This is a genomic window from Cryobacterium sp. N19, from assembly GCF_002929595.1.
In the GTDB taxonomy this organism is placed as follows: domain Bacteria; phylum Actinomycetota; class Actinomycetes; order Actinomycetales; family Microbacteriaceae; genus Cryobacterium; species Cryobacterium flavum.
The window spans coordinates 24,357-46,179 of record NZ_PJJR01000039.1 but is presented as its reverse complement, the minus strand read 5'-3'; the positions used below and the strand labels follow the sequence as shown (position 1 = coordinate 46,179).

Genomic DNA, 21,823 nt, shown 5'->3' with positions numbered 1-21,823 from the left:
GATTCCAAAGAATGCATCACGATAAATATGCGAGATGGAGGACTTCATTGCCCACGATCACGTCTTACGCAACAGCCGGTGGAAAGCGCTACCTCGTGCGATACCGCACGCCGGACCGACGGCAAACGATGAAACGTGGCTTTGCTACGAAACGCGACGCTGAACGATTCCTCGCTGGCGTCGAGATATCGAAGGACCGCGGAGAGTGGGTCGACCCGACGAAGTCTCGAGTGACTATCACAGAGTGGGCCGAGCAATGGTACGAAGCGCAGGTACAACTAAAGCCGACGACGCGGTCGGGGTACCGACACGGACTCGACAAACACGTGCTACCGCGATGGGGCGCGACGCGTTTGGGGCAGGTGAGCCACGCTGACGTACAGGCGTGGGTTTCTGACCTGTCCGCGCGACTGGCGCCATCGACCGTGCGCCAGATCCATCTTGTGCTCTCGGGCGTTCTCAAGTACGCCGTCATGGACAAACGCATTCCTGCCAATCCGTCCGATGGAGTCCGCCTCCCGAGGATCGTGAAGAGCTCCAGAGGCTATCTCAGCAACGACCAGGTGGCTCGCCTCGCTCGAGCCTGCGGGCCCGATGCCGACGTCATCATCCTGCTGGCGTACACCGGGCTGAGATGGGGCGAGATGGCCGGCCTCAAGACAGCGCGAATTGATCTGGATCGTCGCCGGATTGACGTGGCTGAGGCTGTATCGGATCCTCGCGGTCGCGTAATCTGGGGAACCCCGAAGTCGCATGAGCGACGCTCCGTGCCGTTTCCCGATTTCCTCTCCGACTCGCTACGGGCGCGCTGTGAAGGCAAGCACCCCGACGACCTGGTCTTCATGGCTCCGGACGGCGGAGTGCTCCGTAGTGGAAACTTTCGAAACCGTCGATTTAATTCTGCGCTCGCCTCGATTCAGGCGGCTGACCCCGAGTTTCCCAAGGTGACACCGCATGACCTCCGACACACGGCTGCAAGCCTCGCGGTCTCGGTCGGAGCCAACGTGAAAGCGGTGCAGCGGATGCTCGGACATTCGTCGGCCGCGATGACTCTGGACGTCTACGCAGACCTCTTCGACGACGACTTAGACGCCGTTGCGGTGGCCCTCAACGGCAGTGTTCCATTTTCAAATGTGTTCAAAATGTGCTCACTGGACGAAGACGAGGCCGTCTCGGAGCCCGAAAGGGGGCATAAAAAAAGGCCACTCCCCAGTGTTTCCTAGGGAGTGGCGGTGGTGGCCCCGACCGGCGTCGATCCGGTGACCTTTCGATTTTCAGTCGAACGCTCTACCAACTGAGCTACAGGGCCCCAAAGCTGCGTTGAAAAACGCCTCTTCTAAGGAAAAAAGCCCTTCCTTTCGAAAGGGCTATTACCTTTGCGACCCTGACCGGACTTGAACCGGCGACCTCCGCCGTGACAGGGCGGCGCGCTAACCAACTGCGCTACAGGGCCTCGATGTAAAAATGTGAATCTGTGTGCGAGGCACTTGGTAAGACTATTCTATTTCGAGTAATGCTTCGTGCACGTGCAGTTTGCGTAGCCCCAACGGGATTCGAACCCGTGTTAACGCCGTGAAAGGGCGCCGTCCTAGGCCGCTAAACGATGGGGCCGTGAGCCACAAAGTTCATGGCTGCCGAAGAGTAAGCATACGGTCTTGTGAAGAGAAGGCCAAATCGGCGCGCGCAGCATCCGCTCGATTGGTCAATTGTTTTCGACGCCGGTTCGCACCGCGCCAGCAAATGAGCGGGCCAGCGGGCATTTCGCGGGTTAGATTCACCGGTAAGACTGGGTGAATCGTGCCCAGCTTGTTACTCTGAAGAGTCTGCTTCGGCGCACGTGGCGACTGCTATAAGCCTGTTGGGAAACAATGATTCGTACCAGAACCGTGACCGGCCTTAGGACTGACCCGCCCGCCCGCCGCTTGCGTGTAACCAATCGCTGGCCCAGGCACACCCTGGCGCTGACCAGCATCATGGCTGCCATGACTCTACTGATCACCCTGGTGAGCCCCGTCGCGCCCGCCCGCGCCGTCGATTACCCCTCCTGGCAGGACCTGCAAAACGCCAAGGCGAACACCGCCTCGGCGGCCGCGCAGGTCACCGCTATCGAGAATCTCATTGCCGGCCTACAGGTGCAGGTACAAGAGACGCAGGCTGCAGCCGAAAAGAGTGCCAATGAACTCGAGGTGGCTCAGCAGGAATTCGACGACGCCACCCGACGTGCCGAAGATATCCAGACCCAGGCCGACGCGAGCAAGGCCACAGCGGATGCCGCGACCAAGCAAGCCGGCCAGCTCGCCGCCCAGCTCTACCGCACCGGTGGCACCGATCTCAGCGTGAACCTGTTCTTGGAGGGCCAGGGAGACGGTGCCGACGCCGACCTGCTGTTGGCCAAACTCGGCAACATGAGCAAGCTCGTTGAGCGCAGCTCCGACGTCTACGAATCGGCGCAGTCGGCCACGAACAACGCCCAGTCGCTCGGAGACCAGGCCAAAGTCGCGCAGTCCGAACGCGAGACTCTGCGCGTCGCCGCCGAGGCCGCGCTCGCCGCAGCCCAGGCTGCCGCCGAAGCAGCAGCGAACGCGCTGGCCGAGTCCGAGGCCAAGAGCGTGGAACTGGAGCAGCAGCTGCAGTTCATGCGCGACGCCCAAGCCACTACGACAGCCGGGTATGAAGCCGGAGTTGCCGAACGCGCCCGGCTTGAAGCCATCCGGGTTGCGGCTGAAGCGGCGGCAAAGGCCGCCGCTGCCGCAGCGGCGCGTGCCAACAGCGGAGGCTCCGGTGGTTCCGTGAGCATGACCGGCTGGGCCGTTCCGGCCAGCGGTCGCATCACCGGCGGCTTCGGCCCTCGGTCGGTCATCTGTAACGGGGGCCAGTGCAGCGGCAGCTTCCACTACGCCACCGACCTCGGCACCGGCTGCGGTTCGCCCATCTACGCCGCCCACGCCGGCGTCGTCACCTGGGCTGGCGTTCTCGGCACGTACGGCAACTTCGTGAAGATCAGCCACGGCGACAACGTCTCAACCGGCTACGCCCACATTCAAAACGGCGGCTATAACGTTCGTTCCGGCCAGTCAGTGTCCGCCGGGCAGATCATCGCCTATTCCGGGGATACCGGCGCCGCCAACGGCTGCCACCTGCACTTCGAAGTGTGGATTGGTGGAAACCGCATCAATCCCGTTCCATTCATGGCCGACCGGGGAGCATCACTTGGCTAAGAGCACTACAACCGCACCGAGCACCACCGCACGCGCACGGGTTCGCACCAAGTCGAAGCGGCTGCTGTCGGCGGTGGCGATGGGCGCGGTCTCGGCGGTCACAGCATCCGTTGCCGCTGCCGGCGGGGCAGCCTTCGCTGCCCCCGACTATCCGAGCTGGAATGACGTCGAAAAGGCCAAGCAGAACGAATCGACCAAGCAGGCCGAGATCGCGACTCTCGGCGAGCTGCTGAACGGGCTGGCCAGCCAGGCCGCGAAGGCCGTCACGACCGCGCAGATTGCGGCCGAGGCCTACCGAGTGACGCAGGATGCCCTGGACGCCGCTACCCTGCGCGAAACCAGCCTCAGTGAGCAGGCTGCAACGGCCGAAGCCACCGCGGCAACATCGAAGATGCGGGCCGGCCTCATCGCCGCGCACCTCGCCAAGTCTGGTGCCAGCGGTCTGTCACTCAACCTGTTCCTGAACGGCAACAGCGCGGATGACCTGCTCAGCCAGCTCGGAACGGCCAGCAAGCTGAGTGAGCAGTCGGAGCAGATCTACACCGAGGCCGTGCAGGACAAGAACGCGGCCGAGTCCCTCGGCGAGCAGGCCGCATCGGCGACAGAGGAACGCGAACGTCTCACCGAAGAGTCCAAGACCACCTTTGATGTCGCCACGGCGAGCTCGACCGCAGCCGAGGCCGCTTACAACACTCAGCAACGCAAGTCGAGCGAACTGTTCGAACAACTCGCCTTGCTCAAAGACACCACGGCCGAGGCCGAACGCAGCTTCCATGCCGGCGAAGACGCGGCCGCTGCGGCCAGCGCGTTCGCGCAGGCGCAGGCTTCCGCTGCTGCCATAGCGGATGCCGCGGCCGCGCAGGCCGTGCGGGATACCGCAGCAGCCGCCGGCTCTGGTTCAGGTTCAGGTGCCGGTTCTGGATCAGGTTCGGGTTCTGGGTCGGTTGCGCCGTCCGTGCCGGCAACGCCGTCCCCACCCGTCGCCCTGCCCAATGCGAGCATCGTCGACACCGCGCTGGCGTTCGCCAACGCCCAGCTCGGCGACCGCTACGTCTTCGGCGGCTCCGGTCCAGACGCCTGGGACTGCTCCGGCCTGACAAAGGCCGCCTACGCAGCGGCTGGTGTCTACATCGGAACCCACTCAGCCACGAACCAGTACAACACCATGGCCAGCCAAGGCAAGCTGGTCTCCTTCGCCCAGGTGCAGGTGGGCGACCTGGTGTTCTGGGGCAGCCCCGGCAACTATTACCACGTGGCGATTTACGCGGGGAACGGCCAGGTTCTCGAAGCGCCAAACCCCTCGTCGCGGGTGCGCGTGCACAGCATCTGGTCGTCTTGGGCTGTGGCGCCCTACGTGGGTCGCCCGGCCGCCTAACACCGCGCCGGATAGGCCGCCCGTTGGCTAATTCAGGAGATCCTCGCGGCATCGCACGATGGCTGGCGGACCAGTGCGCGCGCTGCGGCCCTTCCCGGCCGATTTCCTGAATTAGCCCCCGCGAGCAGGCCCACAGACAAAACGAAGGCCCCCTGGTCAGTCAGGGGGCCTTCGTCGGTACCGGGCTAGTGGCCCTCTGCGGCCAGCTTCGCAATGCCGTCGACCACGATCTGGTTGGCCTCTTCGGCGTCGCCCCAGCCCTCCGTCTTGACCCACTTATTCGGCTCGAGGTCCTTGTAGTGCTCGAAGAAGTGCTCGATTTCCTTGCGGGTGTACTCCGGAATGTCGAGGACATCCTGGATATGATTCCAGCGCGGGTCGCCGGCCGGAACGGCGATGACCTTGGCGTCGCTTCCGCCGTCATCGGTCATGTTGAACACGCCGACCGGGCGCACTGAGACGCCAACGCCCGGGAACAGCGGGTAATCGAGCAGCACGAGAACGTCGACGGGGTCGCCGTCGAGGCCGAGCGTGTTCTCGAAGTAGCCGTAGTCGGTGGGGTACATGAAGCTCGTGTAGAGCACGCGGTCGAGGTACACGCGACCGGTTTCGTGGTCCACCTCATACTTGTTGCGGCTCCCGCGAGGGATTTCGATTACTGCGTCGTATTCGGCCATGGCTGGTTTCTCCCTTGATCAAAGTCTGCCGCTAACGTTACTGGATGGAATCTCCCCGCCGCCCGCGCTTGACCCCGGCCGTCGCCGACATTCGCCGGGCCGTGCGCGAGCTGCTGCCGCCGGAGGGCCTCGTCCTGGTCGGCCTGAGCGGCGGCGCCGATTCGCTCGCGCTCGCCGCCGCGACCGCTTTCGAAGCCGGGCGGTTGGGCATCCGTGCCGGCGCGGTCATCGTCGATCACAACCTGCAAACCGGGTCAGCGGATGTCGCGGCGCGGGCCGCCGAGGCCGCCAGCCGGCTGGGCCTCGACCCTGTACTGGTGCTGAGCGTGACTGTCGAGCGTGACGGGACCGGCCCGGAGGCCGCGGCACGCGTTCAACGGTACGCGGCGTTCGATACTGCCCTGGCCAAGACCGGCGCGAGCGGCGTACTGCTCGGCCACACCCTCGACGACCAGGCCGAAACCGTGCTCCTCGGCCTCGCCCGCGGCTCCGGATCGACCAGCCTGCGAGGCATGGCGGCGCGAACCGGGCCGATTCTCAGGCCGTTGCTGGGCATCCGTCGTGCCCAAACCTGGCAATTCTGCACCGATGCCGGCCTCGAGCCGTGGAGCGACCCGCAGAACTTCGACCCGCGCTACGCCCGGGTGCGGGTGCGAGAAACGGTGCTGCCGCTGCTGGAAACCGAACTCGGCCCCGGGGTCGCCGGGGCGCTCGCCCGCACCGCCGAGACCCTGCGGGAAGACTCGGACGCCCTCGACGAGCTGGCGCGCACGATGCTGCGGGAAAACTGGGCCAATGGGAAGATCGCCACGGACCTGCTGGACGCGCAGTCGGCCGCCGTGCGGCAGCGCGTGATTCGGTTCGGAGTCGAGGCGATGTGCGGCGTATGGCTGACTCGAGTGCAGACCCTGGCCGTGGCGGCGCTGGTGACCGACTGGCACGGACAGGGAGCGCTCAGCCTGCCAGGTATTAGAGTTGTACGGCAGGACGGAATGTTGATTTTTTCCGTTCTTTGACACATCGAAAGAAAAGGACTGCACCTTTCACATGGAACCTCGCGACATTGACGGCGACCTCACCGAGATCCTGATCAGCGAGGAGCAGATTCGGGCTCGCCTGGCCGAAATGTCACGCCAGATCGAAGTCGACTACGCCGGCACCGACCTGCTGCTGGTCGGCGTGCTGAAGGGCGCGGTCATGGTCATGGCCGATCTGGCCCGCGAACTGCATCACCCGGTGACCATGGACTGGATGGCGGTCAGTTCCTACGGCTCCGGAACGCAGTCCAGCGGCGTCGTACGCATTTTGAAGGACCTCGATACCGACCTCTCCGGTCGCAACGTGCTCATCGTTGAGGACATCATCGACTCCGGCCTGACCCTCTCGTGGCTGTTGGCGAACCTGAAAACGCGCGGTCCGGCATCCATTGAGATCTGCGCTTTGCTGCGGAAGCCTGATGCCGCGCGCGTCGACATCGACGTGAAATACGTGGGTTTCAACATTCCGAACAAGTTCGTGGTGGGCTACGGCCTCGACTACGACGAGAAGTACCGCAACCTGCGCTCGGTCGGCATTCTCGCCCCGCACGTCTACTCCACCGCCGCCGCAGCCGCGCTCTAGCCACAGCCTGCACCAAGCCCCAAGTTTTCCTTTGGGCGAACACACGGCATTCCCTTGCAATCGAGCGCTAGCCTGAGGTCACCATGAACGTCAAGAAGCTACTCCGCGGCCCGATTCTCTACATTGTGCTCGCCGTCATCGCCGTCTGGGTGGGGTCAAGCCTCATCACCATGAGCGGATTCCGCGAGGTCAGCACGCAAGAGGGCCTCGGCTACCTCAAGTCGGGCAACGTCGCCGAAGCCACCATCGTCGACGGTGAACAGCGCGTCGACCTCACGCTGACCAAGGCCAGCGGTGACCTCGGCACCCAGGTGCAGTTCTACTACGTCGCCCCGCGTGGCGAAGAGATCATCACCGCGGTCACCGCCGCAAACCCCAAGGACGGCTTCACCGACGAGGTACCCCAGCCCAACTGGGTGCTCTCGGTTCTGAGCTTCCTGCTCCCCGTGCTGCTGATCGGTGCCTTCTTCTGGCTCATGATCTCGATGCAGGGCGGTGGCAGCAAGGTCATGAAGTTTGGCAAGTCCAAGGCCAAGCTCGTCTCGAAGGAAAGCCCGCAGGTCACCTTCGCCGACGTCGCCGGCGCAGACGAAGCCATCGAAGAACTCGAAGAGATCAAAGACTTTCTCAAGGAACCGGCCAAATTCCAGGCGGTCGGCGCCCGCATCCCGAAGGGCGTGCTGCTCTACGGCCCTCCCGGAACCGGTAAAACGCTGCTCGCCCGCGCGGTCGCCGGCGAGGCCAACGTGCCGTTCTACGCCATCAGCGGCTCGGACTTCGTCGAAATGTTTGTCGGTGTCGGCGCCAGCCGGGTGCGCGACCTGTTCAGCCAAGCCAAAGAGAACGCTCCCGCCATTATCTTCATCGACGAGATCGACGCTGTCGGCCGTCACCGCGGCGCCGGCATGGGCGGCGGCCACGACGAACGCGAGCAGACCCTCAACCAGCTGCTGGTCGAGATGGACGGCTTCGACGTGAAGGCGAACGTCATCCTCATCGCCGCCACCAACCGCCCCGACATCCTCGACCCCGCGCTGCTGCGCCCGGGCCGGTTCGACCGGCAGATCGGCGTCGACGCACCCGACATGCTCGGCCGCAAGCGCATCCTCGAGGTGCACTCCAAGGGAAAGCCGATGGCCGAAGGCGTCGACCTTGAAGTGCTCGCCCGCAAGACACCCGGCTTCACCGGAGCCGACCTGGCCAACGTGCTCAACGAAGCCGCGCTGCTCACCGCCCGGTCCAACGCCCAGCTCATCGACAACCGTGCGCTCGACGAAGCCGTCGACCGGGTCATGGCCGGACCGCAGCGCCGCACCCGCGTCATGCGCGACAAAGAGAAGCTCATCACCGCGTACCACGAGGGCGGCCACGCCCTCGTCGCCACCGCGATGAACTTCACCGACCCGGTGACCAAGATCACCATTTTGCCGCGCGGCCGGGCCCTCGGCTACACGATGGTGATGCCGCTCGAAGACCGCTACTCGGTCACCCGAAACGAACTGCTCGACCAGCTGGCCTACGCCATGGGCGGCCGCGTCGCCGAAGAGATCATCTTTCACGACCCGACCAGCGGCGCCTCCAATGACATCGAGAAGGCCACGGCGACCGCACGCAAGATGGTCACCGAATTCGGCATGAGCAGTGTCGTCGGCCCGCTCAAGCTCGGCCAGGGCTCCGGTGAGGTCTTCCTCGGCCGCGACATGGGCCACCAGCGCGACTACTCGGAGCGCGTCGCCGAGAGCGTCGACCGCGAGGTGCGCCAGCTGCTCGAAGACGCCCACGACGAGGCCTACGAAGTTCTGATCAAGAACCGTGTCATTCTCGACAACCTCGCCGCGCACCTGCTCGAACATGAGACTCTCGACCAGACCGCCCTGGCCGAGATCTTCGCCAACGTCGAGAAGCTGCCGCCGCGCCCGCAGTGGCTCTCCAGCGACAAGCGTCCCGTTTCCGACGTGCCGCCCATCGCCATGCCGGCCCCGAAGGCTCCCATCGACGGCGCTGCCGTTGACGGAGGCATCTCCAGCGGCGACGCCGTTCCCGCCAAACCAAAGCGCGCGCCGGCCCGCAACCCCCGCCCCGCAACCGCCTAGGCGCCCGTGGCAGTGGATAGGGCGCGCATCCAGGCGGCCGTCTCGGAGATCCTCGCTGCAATCGGCGAGGATCCGGAGCGAGTGGGCCTGGAAAGCACCCCGCGACGGGTAGCGGATGCCTACGCCGAGTTCTTCGCCGGCCTCGACCAGAACCCGCAGGACCTGCTGGCGGACTCCGTTCCGGTCGGGGAAAGCACGGGCGAACTTGTGCTGCTGCGCGACATCGCCTTTCGTTCGATCTGCGAACACCACTTGCTGCCCTTCCTCGGCATCGCGCACGTGGCCTACCTGCCAGGGGACCGCGTCGTTGGGCTCGGCCGACTACCAGCCGTGGTCGAAACCATCGCAGCCAGGCCCCAGCTGCAGGAGCGGCTCACCGAAGAGATCGCCGATGCGCTGCAGACCGGCCTTGACCCGCTCGGCGTTCTCGTCGTGCTCGACGCCGTGCACGGCTGCGTCGGCACCCGCGGCCCGCGGCAGAGCGCGAGCTCGACCGTGACCATGGCCTCCCGCGGCGCCCTGACCGATCCGACGGCTCGCGCCGAGATCATCGCGCTGATTGCGGCCGGCGGATGACGCTCATCATGGGCGTGCTCAACGTCACCCCCGATTCGTTCAGCGATGGCGGCCAGTGGGCGTCAACGGATGCCGCCATCGAGCACGGCCTGCTACTGCACGCCCAGGGCGCTGACCTGATCGACGTGGGCGGCGAGTCCACCCGGCCCGGCGCCACCCGGGTGTCGCCCGAGCAGGAACAGCGCCGGGTCATTCCCGTCGTCGCCGAGCTCGCCCGGCAGGGCCTCAAACTCAGCATCGACACGCTCAACGCCTCGACCGCCCGCGCAGCAGCGCAAGCCGGTGCGAGCGTCATCAACGACGTTTCCGGCGGACTCGCCGACCCCGGCATGGCCGCCGTCGCCGCCGACACCGGCCTCACCTATATCGCCATGCACTGGCGTGCCCACGCTCAGCAGATGGACACCCTCGCCGACTACGGCGACGTCGTCACCGACGTTGTCGCGGAACTGAGCGCCCGCGTCGACGCGCTCACCGCCGCCGGAGTGGCCCGGGATCGAATCGTGCTCGACCCGGGCCTCGGATTCTCCAAGAAGACCGAACACAACTGGCAGCTCCTCCACCGGCTCGACGCCTTCGCCGCACTCGACCTCCCGGTCATGGTCGGGGCGTCCCGCAAACGCTTTCTCGCCAGCGTGCTGCCGGTCGGTGCCCCCGTCATCGAGCGAGACCTGGCCACCGCGGTGGTCAGCGTGTTGGCCGCCCAGGCCGGCGCCTGGGCGGTGCGGGTGCACGACGTCGCGGCGACCCGCACGGCCCTGAACGTACTGGCCAGTGTTCGGCGGTCGACGCCCTGCGTCACGGAGGAATTGCCGGGACCCGCGTCGAGTCCGTCACAATGGACCCATGACTGATTCGATCACCCTCACCGGCCTGCGGGTGAACGCCCACCACGGCGTCTACGACTTCGAGAAGGAAAACGGCCAGGACTTCGTCATCGACGTCACCGTCTGGCTCGATCTGGTGCGCGCAGCGGCGAGCGACGACGTGACCCAGACCATCCACTATGGCGAACTCGCCGAGGAGGTCACGGCCGCGGCCGCGCACAACCCGGTCGACCTCATCGAAACCGTCGCCGAGCGCATCGCGGGCGTCGTGCTGGCCCACCCGCCAGCCTTGCGCGTGCAGGTCACGGTGCACAAGCCGCAGGCCCCGATCTCCGTGCCGTTCACCGATGTGGCCGTGCAAATCACCCGGTCGCGGTCATGACCGGGTCAACGGAACGCGTCGTGCTCGCCCTCGGCAGTAATCTGGGCGACCGCGCGGCCACCCTGTCTGAGGCCGTGCGCGATCTGGCCGCCCTGCCCGGTGCCGCGCTCATGGCCGTCTCGCCCGTCTACGAATCGGCCGCGGTGAAACCGGGCGGCGTCGACGAGAGCGCGCCGCGCTACCTCAACGCGGTGCTGACCATCGACTACGCGGGCGACCCACATGGCCTGCTCGACGCCGTCAACGCCATCGAGGCGGAGCACGGCCGGGTACGCGCCGAACGCTGGGGCGACCGCACACTGGACATCGACCTCATCGTGTTCGGCGATCTGAGCGTCGAAGACGACCGCCTGACCCTTCCGCATCCGCGTGCAGCGGAACGAGACTTCGTCCTCGCTCCCTGGCTCGACGTCGACTCCGCAGCCGTTATCCCGGGCCGCGGTCTGGTGCGCGACCTCCTGGCCGCGACCGGCAATACGGTGCACCGGGCAGCGGATGCCGCAGACCTCGCGCTGGGTGCCGGGCAATGAAGCGCTCCCACGCGACCGGGCTGCTCGTCGTTCTGCTGATCGGCCTCGTGATCGGCTTTCTGCTCGAGATCGCCTTCGCGGCCTCCGGTGCCCCGATCGTCGTTCCGCCGGTCACCCTGCCGCTGACTCTGATCCTGCTGGGTGCGGTGGTCGTCAGCCTGGCTTGGCAGGTGCGCCAGGGCAGCCATCGCAAGGCGCTGCGCCGCATCGACCCGTTCTGGGCGATGCGCGTGGCCGTGCTGTCGAAGGCGACCTCGCTGTCGGCGTCGCTGCTGCTCGGTGCCGCCCTCGGCATCGTGCTGTACATTCTCACCCGATCGGTCGTTCCGGCGGTCACGTCCTTGTGGCTCGCGATCGGTACGGCCATCGGGGCGGCCCTCATGCTCACGGCCGGCCTGGTGGCCGAACACTTCTGCACCCTGCCGCCCGACAATGACAGGAACGGCGACACCGACGATTCTGGAGGTACCCGTGCCTGATCCTGACCTGACCGACGTGAACCTGCCGGCAGCGCTGCCTCCGACGGCTGACCTGCCCGAGCCGTCGAAACGCCTCGAACTGGCCGACGTGGGGGAGTGGAAGCGCGTCTCCCCGAAGTACGTGCTGGTCGAGATCGTCGGCACCATCGTGAACGCCGTCGTCGTCTGCGGCGGAGCGAGCCTGCTCTGGCTGCTGCTCGATGCGACCTGGGCAATGTGGGTCGGCATCGTGGTGCTCGTCCTGTCGATCATCAACCTCATCTTCGAACCCCGGCGCGTGCGCTCCATCGGCTACCTGCTGCGTGCGGATGACCTGCTCTTTCGCCGCGGCATCCTCTTTCAACGCTTCGTCGCGGTGCCCTACGGGCGTATGCAGCTCATTGACATCACCCGCGGCCCGGTCGCCCGCTGGCTCGGCCTGGCCGATCTCAAGTTCGTGACCGCCGCGGCGACCGCCGGGGTATCTATTCCCGGCCTGGCCGAGGCCGACGCTGAAAGCCTGCGCGACCGGCTGGTGGAACTCGCGGAGAGCCGCCGGGCGGGACTGTGACCGAGCCCGCCGCTGCGGTTCCGGCGCCCCTCGCAGCACCGCGCACCGACCTCACCGACGGTGAATGGCACCGCCTGCACCCGGCGACCCCGCTGCTGCGCGGCGGAATCTTCATGGTGGCCATCATCGGCTTCATCGTGGCCAACCTGCGCGAACGCCTCATCGATCTGTTCATCGGCGAAGAGAATTACGGCGGCGATCCGATCGACGAGATCTACCAGCGCGGGGCCACCGGCTGGGCGTTGCTCATCATCGCCGGCATTCTGCTGGTCATCCTCGTAGCCTTTTATTTGTCCTGGCGCCTGCACACCTTTCGTGTGAACGGCGAAGTCGTCGAAGTGCGCAGCGGCCTCGTTTTTCGCAGTCACCGCAAGGCCCGCCTCGACCGGGTGCAGGGCGTCAACCTCGCCCGGCCGTTGATTCCCCGCCTGTTCGGTGCCGCCCGACTCGAAATCACCGTCGCCGGGCAAGATGGCAACGTGCAGCTCGCCTACCTCGGCTCGAAACTAGCGGATGACCTGCGCCGCGACATCCTGCACCTCGCCTCGGGCCTGCGCCAGGCCAGGCAGCCCGGCACGGCACCCGACGCACCCGGCGCCCTCGCGGCCGACGCACAGCCCCTGCCCGGTGACAGCGCCGCGCCACCGCTGATCGGCCCGCCCACCGCCCACTCCGCCCTCGGCGACTTCGCAACCGCGCGCTTCAACGAGTTTCGGGCGCCGGAACTGGACCCGGATGCCGCCCCACCGGAGTCGATCGTGCGCATTCCGCCGGGGCGGTTGATCGGGTCGGTCGTGCTGAGCGGCTTCACCGTCTTTCTCCTGCTGGCCGGTGTCGGCCTCATCATCAGCGTGATCGCCGGCAGCAGCGGCTGGGTGCTCGTAGCCGTGCTGCCCGGCCTCATCGGCAGCGCTGGATACTACTTCTCCCGCATCACCAAGACGTTGCGATTCAGCATCGCGGGCACCACCGACGGAGTGCGCGTCGGCTACGGGCTGCTCTCGACCAGCAGCCAGACCCTGCCGCCCGGGCGCATCCACGCCATCAAGGTGTCACAGCCCATTCTCTGGCGCCGTTTCGGATGGTGGCAGATCAGCATCAACACCGCCGGGCAGACGTCCGGCCGCAGCAGTGGCGCGGTGACGAGCACCACCCTGCTGCCGGTCGGCACCCTCGCCGACGTCGAAAAAGTACTGCAACTGGCGCTTCCCGGGTTCGACACCGACGCCCACCGTGCCCTGGTCGAAAACGGCATGCTCGGCGGCCGCAAACGTGACGCCGGCCTCGCCGATTTTTACAGCAACGCCCCAGCGCGGGCCGTCTGGCTGCGCCCGTTCTCGTGGTGGCGCACCGGCTGGGCCGTCTCTGGCCCGGTGGCCCTGATACGTCGCGGCGTGCTGTCGCGCGACCTCATTCTGGTGCCCCTCGCACGCATGCAGGGAGTGCGCATCAGCCAGGGCGCCGTTCGGCGCCGACTGCGCCTCGCTTCGGCCGACCTGCACACGGTCGCCGGACCGGTCAGTGCCTCGCTCAGCGTCATCGACGTTGAAGAAGCCCTCGTCTTGTTCGAGTGGATGTCGACGGGCGCGGTGCGATCGGCCCTCGCCGATACCAGTCACCACTGGAGTCGGACTGCGACTCCAGTGCCAGCCACGGAGGCCACCGAATGAACGCCAAACCGGGACGCCTCGGCGTCGGAATCATCGGCGCCGGCCACGTCGGCCCCATTCTCGGAGCAGCCCTCGCTGGCGCCGGCCACGCCATCGTCGGCATCTCCGCGATCTCGCAGGCCAGTCGAGACCGCGCCGAAGCCATTCTGCCGCTCGTGCCGATTCTGCCCGTGCCCGAGGTCGTCGAACGCAGCGAACTGGTCATCATCGCCGTGCCCGACGCCCAGCTGGAAAGCCTCGTGCAGGGCCTCGCCGCGACCAACACCTGGCAGCCCGGCCAACTCGTGCTCCACACCTCCGCCCGCTACGGCACCGCGGTGCTCGCGCCCGCGCAGGCCGTCGGCGCGATTCCGCTCGCCATCCACCCAGCCATGGCCTTCACCGGAACGAGTCTCGACCTGGCCCGCCTCGCCGACAGCTACTTCGCCGTGACCGCGCCAGGCCCGGTGCTGCCGATCGGGCAGGCGCTCGTCGTGGAGATGGGCGGCGAACCGCTCATCGTCGCCGAGGCGGACCGCACCAGCTACGCCGAAGCCATCCAGATCGCCACCGCCTTCTCTACCTCGATCGTCGAGCAGGCCACCCGGCTGCTCGACGGAATCGGCCTCGAGCATCCGGGGGCTATTCTTGGTCCGCTGTTGCGCTCCGCGATGGAAAACGCCCTCGGGCGCACGAGCCCCGAACGACTGGACCTGGCCGGGTTCGACCAGATCGAGCAGCGACAGCATCCGTTTGATGACGACCGGGAGGTCGAATGAGTACCATCGAAGTTCTCAGTACCATTGCCGAACTGCACGACCGTCTGGGGCAGGCCCGCGACCGTGCGGCGCTGACCGGCGGAGACACGCGCATCGTGCTGGTGCCGACCATGGGGGCGCTGCACGCCGGACACCTCGCGCTGGTGCGGCGGGCACGCGCGCTCGCCGACATCGTGGTGGTGTCGATCTTCGTGAACCCGCTGCAGTTCGGCGCTGGCGAAGACCTCGACAGCTACCCGCGCACCCTCGACGCCGACCTCGCTGCGCTGGCGGCCGAGAACGTCTCGTTCGTGTTCGCGCCGAGCGCCCGCGAGATGTATCCGGGCGGTGCCAGCGACACCCGGGTGACCACCGGCCCGGTCGGCTCGCTCTACGAGGGTGCCGCGCGCCCCGGCCACTTCGACGGCATGCTCACCGTCGTGGCAAAACTACTGAACATCGTCACACCGGATGCCGCGGTGTTCGGCCAAAAAGACGGCCAGCAGGCGTTTTTGGTGCAGCGGATGGTTGCCGATCTCAACGTGCGCACGGTCATCGAGGTCGTCGAGACCGTACGCGAACCGAGTGGTCTGGCCCTGTCGAGCCGCAACCGCTATCTCGACGACGCCGGGCACACGGCGGCGCAGGCCCTGTTCGCCGGGCTCAGCGCGGCGGTGGAGGCGGCGCCGGCCGGCCCGACTGCTGCCCTCGCGGCTGCGAATGCGCGCATTGGCTCCCAGTCGCTTGTTAAACTGGACTATCTCGTGATCGTGCACCCACTGACGCTGTTGACGGTGCCGGGCGACTATCGCGGGCCGGCCCGGATGCTCGTGGCCGCGCGGGTGGGCGCGACCCGGCTGATCGACAACGTGTCGCTCACCCTGGGGTGAGGGGCAGCATCCGCTTTATTGTGAACAGACAGCACCAACGAAAGAAGTATATGAGCCAGAATCCCACGCCCGCCGCGACCGACGACGAGGGCTTCTCCGACGCGGAGATGAACGAGCAGAAGGCCGTGCGCCTCGGCAAACGCGACCGCCTGAACGCTGCCGCCGCGAGCCCGGCCGGCGGCGCGTACCCGGTTTCGGTTCCGGTTACCCACACAATTCCGGCCGTGCGCGCCGAATTCGGCGACCTCGAAGCGGATGCCGTCACCGGCGTCACCGTGGGACTGGCCGGCCGCATCGTGCACCTGCGCAACACCGGCAAGCTATGCTTCGCGACCCTGCAGTCGGGTGACGGCACCCGGATCCAGGCCATGGTCTCCCTCGCCGCCGTCGGCGACGAGTCCCTCGCTGCCTGGAAGGAGCTGGTCGACCTCGGCGACCACCTGTTCGTTACCGGAGAGGTCATCTCGAGCCGCCGCGGCGAGCTGTCGATCATGGTGACCGACTGGCGGGTCGCTTCGAAGGCGCTGCTGCCGCTGCCCAACCTGCACAGTGAGCTCAGCGAAGAGACCCGGGTGCGCAGTCGCTACCTCGACCTGATCAGCCGCGAGCAGGCCCGTACCAACGTGCTCTCGCGCTCCAAAGCTGTCGCAAGCCTGCGTCGCACCTTCACCGACCGAGGCTTCATCGAGATCGAAACCCCGATGCTGCAGACGATGCATGGCGGGGCATCCGCTCGCCCGTTCCAAACCCACAGCAACGCCTTCGACACCGAGCTGTTCCTGCGTATCGCACCCGAGCTGTTCCTGAAGCGGGCTGTGGTTGGCGGCATCGACCGCGTCTACGAGATCAACCGCAACTTTCGCAACGAGGGCGCGGACTCGACCCACTCACCCGAGTTCGCGATGCTCGAGGCCTATGAGGCCTACGGCGACTACAACTCCATCGCCGACCTCACCCAGAAGCTTATTCAGGATGCCGCGTTTGCTATCGCCGGATCATACGTGGTGACCTGGGCCGACGGTACCCTGTTCGACCTCGGCGGCGACTGGGACCGCATCGGCATGTACGACAGCCTGTCGGTGGCCGCAGGAATCACTATCACGCCAGCGACACCGCTCGCCGACCTCGTTGCGCTCGCCGCGCGCGAGGGCATCGAGATCGACCACCCCATCCACGGCAAGTACGTCGAGGAACTGTGGGAGCACTTCGTCAAGGGTTCACTCGTGCGCCCCACCTTCGTTATGGACTTTCCGATCGACACCAGCCCCCTTGTGCGTGGACATCGTTCGGTGGCCGGCGTCGTCGAGAAGTGGGACCTCTACGTGCGCGGCTTCGAACTGGCCACCGGCTACTCCGAGCTCGTCGACCCGGTCGTGCAGCGCGAACGCTTCATCGAACAGGCCAGCCTCGCCGCCGGCGGCGACCCGGAGGCTATGCGCCTTGACGAAGAATTTCTGCGCGCACTCGAATACGGCATGCCGCCGACCGGTGGCATGGGCATGGGCATCGACCGTATGCTGATGGCCCTGACCGGGCTCGGCATTCGCGAAACAATTCTCTTTCCACTGGTGAAGTAATGAACTATCTGCCCGACGACGAGTTGAAGCCGGACAAGGGTGGGCGCAAGCTGTCGATGAACCGCATCGCGCTCTGGGTGATCGTCGGCGGTGTCGGGGTGTATTACCTGGGCACCGGCATGTTCGGCCTGCTCAGCAAGTAGGGCGCCTTTGCGCGTAGTCTGGGGGTGTGATTGAGAACTTCTGGGGTAACGCGCTCTTTTCGGTCGTACCCACCATTGCGCTCGGCCTGGTCTTCTGGATGCTGATGCGCTCGATCCTGCGCGCCGACCGTACCGAACGCAAGGTGTACGCCCAAATCGAAGCCGAAGAACGCGCCAGGCTCGGTCTCGACAAACCGGCCACCTAAGTACCAATGTTCGGCATCGACGGCCTGACCATCACCGTTCTGCTGGCCCTGATCGCCGACTTCTCCGTTCGCGTGGTGGCCATCATCGTGGTCCCGCGCAATCGCCGCCCGATGTCGGGCATGGCCTGGCTGCTGACCATCTTCTTCATTCCGTACCTCGGTGTGCTGCTCTTTCTGATGATCGGCTACCGCACCCTGCCGAAGAAGCGCCGCCTGATGCAGGATGAAATCAACAAGTTCATCCTCGACAGCACCGAGGGTATGGAACTGGTGAGCCGCGAGCATCCGTGGCCGAGCTGGCTCGAATCGGTCGTCGAACTCAACCGCAACCTCGGGGCGATGCCGCTCGTCGGCGACAACACGGCCAGCCTGATCAACGAATACCAGGTGGCCTTCGACACCATGATCGCCGACATCAACCTGGCCAAGAAATATGTGCACGTCGAGTTTTATATCCTCTCGCTCGATCACACCACCGCGCCCTTCTTCGACGCCCTCGAAAACGCGCACAAACGCGGCGTCAGCGTGCGGGTGCTCCTGGACCACATTCAGTCGATGCGTAAGCCCGGCTTTCGCCAGACCAAGAAACGGCTGACGGATGCCGGTATTCCGTGGCAGTTGATGCTGCCGGTGCAGCCGTTCAAGGGCAAATGGCAGCGGCCCGACCTGCGCAACCATCGCAAGCTGCTCATCGTCGACGGCCTGGTCGGATTCATGGGGTCGCAGAACATCATCGACCGCACCTACAACATGCGCAAAAACATTCGTCGCGGATTGATGTGGAAAGACTTCATGACGCGGCTGGAGGGCCCGATCGTGTCGGGACTCAACGCCATCTTCATCACCGACTGGTACAGCGAAACCAACGAACTGCTCACCCGCGACATCGAGCCGGTGCATCCGAGACCGGTAACGGATGCTCTCGACTGCCAGGTCGTGCCGAGCGGCCCCGGGTTCAAGGGCGAAAACAATCTGCGCCTGTTCCTCGCGCTGCTCTATTACGCGCAGGATCGCATCATCATCACGAGCCCGTATTTCGTGCCAGACGAATCCATCATGTATGCCATCACGACCGCCGTGCAGCGGGGGCTGCACGTGGAACTGTTCGTGTCGGAGATCGGCGACCAGGCCGTGGTGTATCACGCACAGCGCTCCTACTACGAGGAGCTATTGACCGCTGGCGTGCACATCTACATGTACAAGGCGCCGTATATTCTGCACGCGAAGCACTTCACGATCGATGACGAGGTGGCGGTCGTCGGCTCCAGCAACATGGACCAGCGCTCGTTCAGCCTCAACATGGAGGTGTCGCTCATGGTGCGCGGCCGGTCGTTCGTGCGCAACCTGCGAGCCATGGAAGACGAGAACCGGCGCAACAGCCGCGAGCTCACCCTCGAGGAATGGCTCAAGCAGCCGCTGCGCTCCACCATCCTCGACAACCTCGCCCGCCTCACGTCCGCGGTGCAATAGGCGGCCGCGCCCAGCATCCGTCACGCTGTTCCTATAAAAACAAGGCGTGACTAATGATGCTCCGCAGCATTAGTCACGCCTACGGCGAACAAACGCCCGCGAGGCGCGCAGGCTGGTTACTCTCGATGTAACGGCACCAACTGCCCTGGCGCCAAGGGAGCGATCATATGTTTGAGAGATTTACCGACCGAGCTCGTCGCGTCGTCGTTTTGGCCCAGGAAGAGGCCAAGATGCTCAACCACAACTACATCGGTACCGAGCACATTTTGCTCGGGCTGATTCACGAGGGTGAAGGCGTCGCCGCGAAGGCCCTCGAGAGCCTCGGCATCTCGCTGGATGCCGTGCGCGAGCAGGTTCAGGACATCATCGGCCAGGGGCAGCAGCAGCCCACCGGCCACATCCCCTTCACGCCCCGTGCGAAGAAGGTTCTCGAGCTGAGCCTGCGCGAAGCGCTGCAGCTCGGCCACAACTACATCGGAACCGAGCACATTCTGCTCGGCCTCATTCGCGAGGGCGAGGGCGTCGCGGCCCAGGTTCTCGTGAAGCTCGGTGCCGACCTCAATCGAGTGCGCCAGCAGGTCATCCAGCTCCTCTCCGGTTACCAGGGCAAGGAGCAGGTCGCGGTCGGTGCCAACGAGCAGGCGGCCAACACGGCCGGCAGCCAGGTGCTCGACCAGTTTGGTCGCAACCTCACCCAGATGGCCCGCGATAACAAACTCGACCCGGTCATCGGGCGCGAGAAAGAGATCGAGCGGGTCATGCAGATCCTCTCGCGTCGCACCAAGAACAACCCTGTGCTGATCGGTGAGCCCGGCGTTGGCAAGACCGCGGTCGTCGAGGGCCTCGCCCAGGCCATCGTCAAGGGTGATGTGCCCGAGACCCTGAAGGACAAGCAGCTCTACTCGCTCGACCTCGGTTCGCTCATCGCCGGCAGCCGTTACCGCGGTGACTTCGAAGAGCGCCTGAAGAAGGTCACCAAGGAGATCCGCACCCGCGGCGACATCATCGTCTTCATCGACGAGATCCACACCCTGGTGGGTGCGGGAGCCGCCGAGGGCGCCATCGACGCAGCATCCATTTTGAAGCCGTTGCTCGCTCGCGGTGAGCTGCAGACCATCGGTGCGACCACCCTCGACGAGTACCGCAAGCACTTCGAGAAGGATGCCGCCCTCGAGCGCCGCTTCCAGCCGATCCAGGTGAACGAGCCGTCGCTGGCGCACACCATCAACATCCTCAAGGGACTGCGTGACCGCTACGAAGCGCACCACAAGGTGTCAATCACCGACGGTGCCCTCGTGGCCGCGGCGAACCTCGCCGACCGCTACGTCTCCGACCGGTTCCTGCCCGACAAGGCCATCGACCTGATCGATGAGGCCGGCGCCCGACTGCGCCTGTCGATCCTGTCGTCGCCGCCGGAGCTGCGCGAATTCGACGAGAAGATCGCCGTGGTGCGTGCCGCCAAGGAGCTCGCCATCGAAGAGCAGGACTTCGAGAAGGCCGCCGGCCTGCGCGACGAGGAGAAGAACCTCCTCGGCGAGCGTCTGCGCCTCGAGAAGAAGTGGAAGTCCGGCGACGTCAAGACCACCGCGGTCGTCGACGAAGGCCTGATCGCCGAAGTGCTCGCTCAGGCCACCGGCATCCCGGTGTTCAAGCTCACCGAGGAAGAGTCCTCGCGGCTCGTCTTCATGGAGAAGGCACTGCACCAGCGCGTCATCGGTCAGGAAGAGGCCATCTCGGCCCTCGCCAAGACCATCCGACGCACCCGTGCCGGCCTGAAGGACCCGAAGCGTCCCTCCGGTTCCTTCGTCTTCGCCGGCCCCACCGGCGTCGGCAAGACCGAGCTGGCCAAGGCGCTCGCCGAGTTTTTGTTCGACGACGAGGCCGCCATGATCTCGCTCGACATGAGTGAGTACGGCGAGAAGCACACCGTGTCGCGCCTGTTCGGTGCTCCTCCCGGATTCGTCGGCTTCGAAGAGGGCGGCCAGCTCACCGAGAAGGTGCGGCGCAAGCCGTTCTCCGTGGTGCTGTTCGACGAGATCGAGAAGGCCCACCCCGACATCTTCAACTCCCTGCTCCAGATTCTGGAAGAGGGCCGGTTGACGGATGGTCAGGGTCGCGTCGTCGACTTCAAGAACACCGTCATCATCATGACCACCAACCTTGGTACCAAGGACATCTCGGGCGGACCGGTCGGCTTCCAGCTGGAAGGGGACAGCACGACCGGGTACGAGCGCATGGCCGGCAAGGTGAAAGACGAGCTGAAGAAGCACTTCAAGCCCGAGTTCCTCAACCGCGTGGACGAGATCATCGTGTTCCCGCAGCTGACCAAGCCCGAGCTGCTGCAGATCGTCGACCTGTTCATCAAGCGCCTCGGCGTGCGTCTGCTCGACAGGGACATGACCGTCGAGGTCACCGTTCCGGCGAAGGAACACCTGATCGAGGTCGGTTTCGACCCGACGCTCGGTGCTCGCCCGCTGCGTCGCGCGATTCAGCGCGAGGTGGAGGACCGCCTGTCGGAGAAAATTCTGCAGGGCGAGCTCAACGCTGGCGATCACGTGCACGTGGACTACGTCAACGGCGAGTACATCTTCACCACAACGACCCGGGTTGACCCGGTCGGCGTCGGAGTGAACACGGCCGCCGCAGTGGGGACCGGTCCGGCCACTCCCGACCTGGCCATCACGAGCGACTAGTTCTACCTGCTCGCGAGAGCGCAAAAAGTGCCCCAATGGACGTCCATTAGGGCACTTTTTGCGCTCTCGCGGGAGAAACGGGGGTGGTGGGGCGGTCAATAGACTAGGGG

General features: G+C 65.6%; 21 protein-coding genes, 3 tRNA genes and 1 pseudogene. 21 read left to right on the top strand and 4 right to left on the bottom strand.

What is annotated here, in order from left to right; genetic code table 11:
• Positions 1-11: 11 nt before the first annotated feature.
• Both CXY78_RS21420 and CXY78_RS21415 read left to right on the top strand, forming a co-directional pair.
• Positions 12-389: pseudogene (locus tag CXY78_RS21420) on the top strand (Arm DNA-binding domain-containing protein); the annotation flags it as partial.
• A gap of 138 nt (positions 390-527) precedes the next feature.
• On the top strand, positions 528-1,223 hold the full coding sequence (locus tag CXY78_RS21415) for a site-specific integrase (protein WP_233206051.1): 696 nt from the start codon (positions 528-530) through the stop codon (positions 1,221-1,223).
• A 10-nt stretch (positions 1,224-1,233) separates the two neighbouring features.
• Here CXY78_RS21415 and CXY78_RS01745 read toward each other — a convergent pair.
• The 3 genes from CXY78_RS01745 to CXY78_RS01735 form a co-directional block, all read right to left on the bottom strand.
• Positions 1,234-1,309 (bottom strand) — tRNA-Phe (locus CXY78_RS01745).
• A 70-nt stretch (positions 1,310-1,379) separates the two neighbouring features.
• A tRNA-Asp gene (locus CXY78_RS01740) sits at positions 1,380-1,453 on the bottom strand.
• An 85-nt stretch (positions 1,454-1,538) separates the two neighbouring features.
• Positions 1,539-1,611: transfer RNA gene (locus CXY78_RS01735), tRNA-Glu, on the bottom strand.
• Positions 1,612-1,982: 371 nt separating this feature from the next.
• Here CXY78_RS01735 and CXY78_RS01730 point away from each other — a divergent pair.
• Together CXY78_RS01730 and CXY78_RS01725 are read left to right on the top strand one after the other, a co-directional pair.
• Positions 1,983-3,218 (top strand): M23 family metallopeptidase, encoded by a 1,236-nt coding sequence (locus tag CXY78_RS01730; protein WP_158252769.1) that lies wholly within the window; start codon positions 1,983-1,985, stop codon positions 3,216-3,218.
• Positions 3,211-4,593, top strand: coding sequence for an NlpC/P60 family protein (locus CXY78_RS01725; protein WP_233197197.1), 1,383 nt, complete (start codon positions 3,211-3,213; stop codon positions 4,591-4,593). Before CXY78_RS01730 ends, CXY78_RS01725 begins: the two co-directional genes overlap by 8 nt.
• Before the next feature lie 185 nt (positions 4,594-4,778).
• On the opposite strand, the gene ppa is transcribed toward CXY78_RS01725, so the two are convergent.
• Positions 4,779-5,270 (bottom strand): inorganic diphosphatase, encoded by a 492-nt coding sequence (ppa, locus tag CXY78_RS01720; RefSeq protein WP_092341769.1) that lies wholly within the window; start codon positions 5,268-5,270, stop codon positions 4,779-4,781.
• Between the two features lie 44 nt (positions 5,271-5,314).
• Here ppa and tilS point away from each other — a divergent pair, with 44 nt between their 5' ends.
• The 17 genes from tilS (at position 5,315) to CXY78_RS01640 (ending at position 21,713) form a co-directional block, all read left to right on the top strand.
• On the top strand, positions 5,315-6,286 hold the full coding sequence (gene tilS, locus CXY78_RS01715) for a tRNA lysidine(34) synthetase TilS (protein WP_092341770.1): 972 nt from the start codon (positions 5,315-5,317) through the stop codon (positions 6,284-6,286).
• A 31-nt stretch (positions 6,287-6,317) separates the two neighbouring features.
• Positions 6,318-6,890, top strand: coding sequence for a hypoxanthine phosphoribosyltransferase (gene hpt, locus CXY78_RS01710; protein WP_092341771.1), 573 nt, complete (start codon positions 6,318-6,320; stop codon positions 6,888-6,890).
• 83 nt (positions 6,891-6,973) lie between these two features.
• On the top strand, positions 6,974-8,983 hold the full coding sequence (gene ftsH, locus CXY78_RS01705) for an ATP-dependent zinc metalloprotease FtsH (protein WP_092341772.1): 2,010 nt from the start codon (positions 6,974-6,976) through the stop codon (positions 8,981-8,983).
• 6 nt (positions 8,984-8,989) lie between these two features.
• Positions 8,990-9,559 (top strand): GTP cyclohydrolase I FolE, encoded by a 570-nt coding sequence (gene folE / locus CXY78_RS01700; RefSeq protein WP_092341773.1) that lies wholly within the window; start codon positions 8,990-8,992, stop codon positions 9,557-9,559.
• Positions 9,556-10,413 carry a dihydropteroate synthase gene (folP, locus tag CXY78_RS01695; RefSeq protein WP_092341774.1) on the top strand — a complete coding sequence of 286 codons (858 nt, stop codon included), beginning with the start codon at positions 9,556-9,558 and terminating at the stop codon, positions 10,411-10,413. The genes folE and folP overlap by 4 nt, the downstream gene beginning before the upstream one ends.
• Entirely contained in the window at positions 10,406-10,768 is a 363-nt protein-coding gene (folB, locus tag CXY78_RS01690) for a dihydroneopterin aldolase (RefSeq protein WP_104087752.1), read from the top strand. The genes folP and folB overlap by 8 nt, the downstream gene beginning before the upstream one ends.
• Positions 10,765-11,298, top strand: coding sequence for a 2-amino-4-hydroxy-6-hydroxymethyldihydropteridine diphosphokinase (folK, locus tag CXY78_RS01685; protein ID WP_092341776.1), 534 nt, complete (start codon positions 10,765-10,767; stop codon positions 11,296-11,298). The genes folB and folK overlap by 4 nt, the downstream gene beginning before the upstream one ends.
• Positions 11,295-11,777: a DUF3180 domain-containing protein gene (locus CXY78_RS01680; RefSeq protein ID WP_104087750.1), complete on the top strand. Its 483-nt coding sequence runs from the start codon at positions 11,295-11,297 to the stop codon at positions 11,775-11,777. The genes folK and CXY78_RS01680 overlap by 4 nt, the downstream gene beginning before the upstream one ends.
• On the top strand, positions 11,770-12,327 hold the full coding sequence (locus tag CXY78_RS01675; RefSeq protein ID WP_241983059.1) for a PH domain-containing protein: 558 nt from the start codon (positions 11,770-11,772) through the stop codon (positions 12,325-12,327). Before CXY78_RS01680 ends, CXY78_RS01675 begins: the two co-directional genes overlap by 8 nt.
• On the top strand, positions 12,324-13,997 hold the full coding sequence (locus CXY78_RS01670; RefSeq protein ID WP_104087749.1) for a PH domain-containing protein: 1,674 nt from the start codon (positions 12,324-12,326) through the stop codon (positions 13,995-13,997). Before CXY78_RS01675 ends, CXY78_RS01670 begins: the two co-directional genes overlap by 4 nt.
• A complete protein-coding gene (locus CXY78_RS01665) occupies positions 13,994-14,755 on the top strand; it encodes a Rossmann-like and DUF2520 domain-containing protein (RefSeq protein WP_104087747.1) in 762 nt (253 codons plus the stop codon). Before CXY78_RS01670 ends, CXY78_RS01665 begins: the two co-directional genes overlap by 4 nt.
• Positions 14,752-15,624 (top strand): pantoate--beta-alanine ligase, encoded by an 873-nt coding sequence (gene panC / locus CXY78_RS01660; protein ID WP_092341780.1) that lies wholly within the window; start codon positions 14,752-14,754, stop codon positions 15,622-15,624. Before CXY78_RS01665 ends, panC begins: the two co-directional genes overlap by 4 nt.
• A 50-nt stretch (positions 15,625-15,674) precedes the next feature.
• Positions 15,675-17,201, top strand: a complete 1,527-nt coding sequence (gene lysS, locus CXY78_RS01655; protein WP_104087746.1) for a lysine--tRNA ligase — start codon at positions 15,675-15,677, stop codon at positions 17,199-17,201.
• Positions 17,201-17,344 carry a hypothetical protein gene (locus CXY78_RS20915; RefSeq protein WP_158252770.1) on the top strand — a complete coding sequence of 48 codons (144 nt, stop codon included), beginning with the start codon at positions 17,201-17,203 and terminating at the stop codon, positions 17,342-17,344. The genes lysS and CXY78_RS20915 overlap by 1 nt, the downstream gene beginning before the upstream one ends.
• Before the next feature lie 26 nt (positions 17,345-17,370).
• Positions 17,371-17,550 (top strand): hypothetical protein, encoded by a 180-nt coding sequence (locus CXY78_RS01650; RefSeq protein ID WP_092341782.1) that lies wholly within the window; start codon positions 17,371-17,373, stop codon positions 17,548-17,550.
• A gap of 6 nt (positions 17,551-17,556) precedes the next feature.
• Positions 17,557-19,020: a cardiolipin synthase gene (gene cls / locus CXY78_RS01645; protein WP_092341783.1), complete on the top strand. Its 1,464-nt coding sequence runs from the start codon at positions 17,557-17,559 to the stop codon at positions 19,018-19,020.
• Between the two features lie 167 nt (positions 19,021-19,187).
• Positions 19,188-21,713 carry an ATP-dependent Clp protease ATP-binding subunit gene (locus CXY78_RS01640; protein WP_092341784.1) on the top strand — a complete coding sequence of 842 codons (2,526 nt, stop codon included), beginning with the start codon at positions 19,188-19,190 and terminating at the stop codon, positions 21,711-21,713.
• Positions 21,714-21,823: the final 110 nt, after the last annotated feature.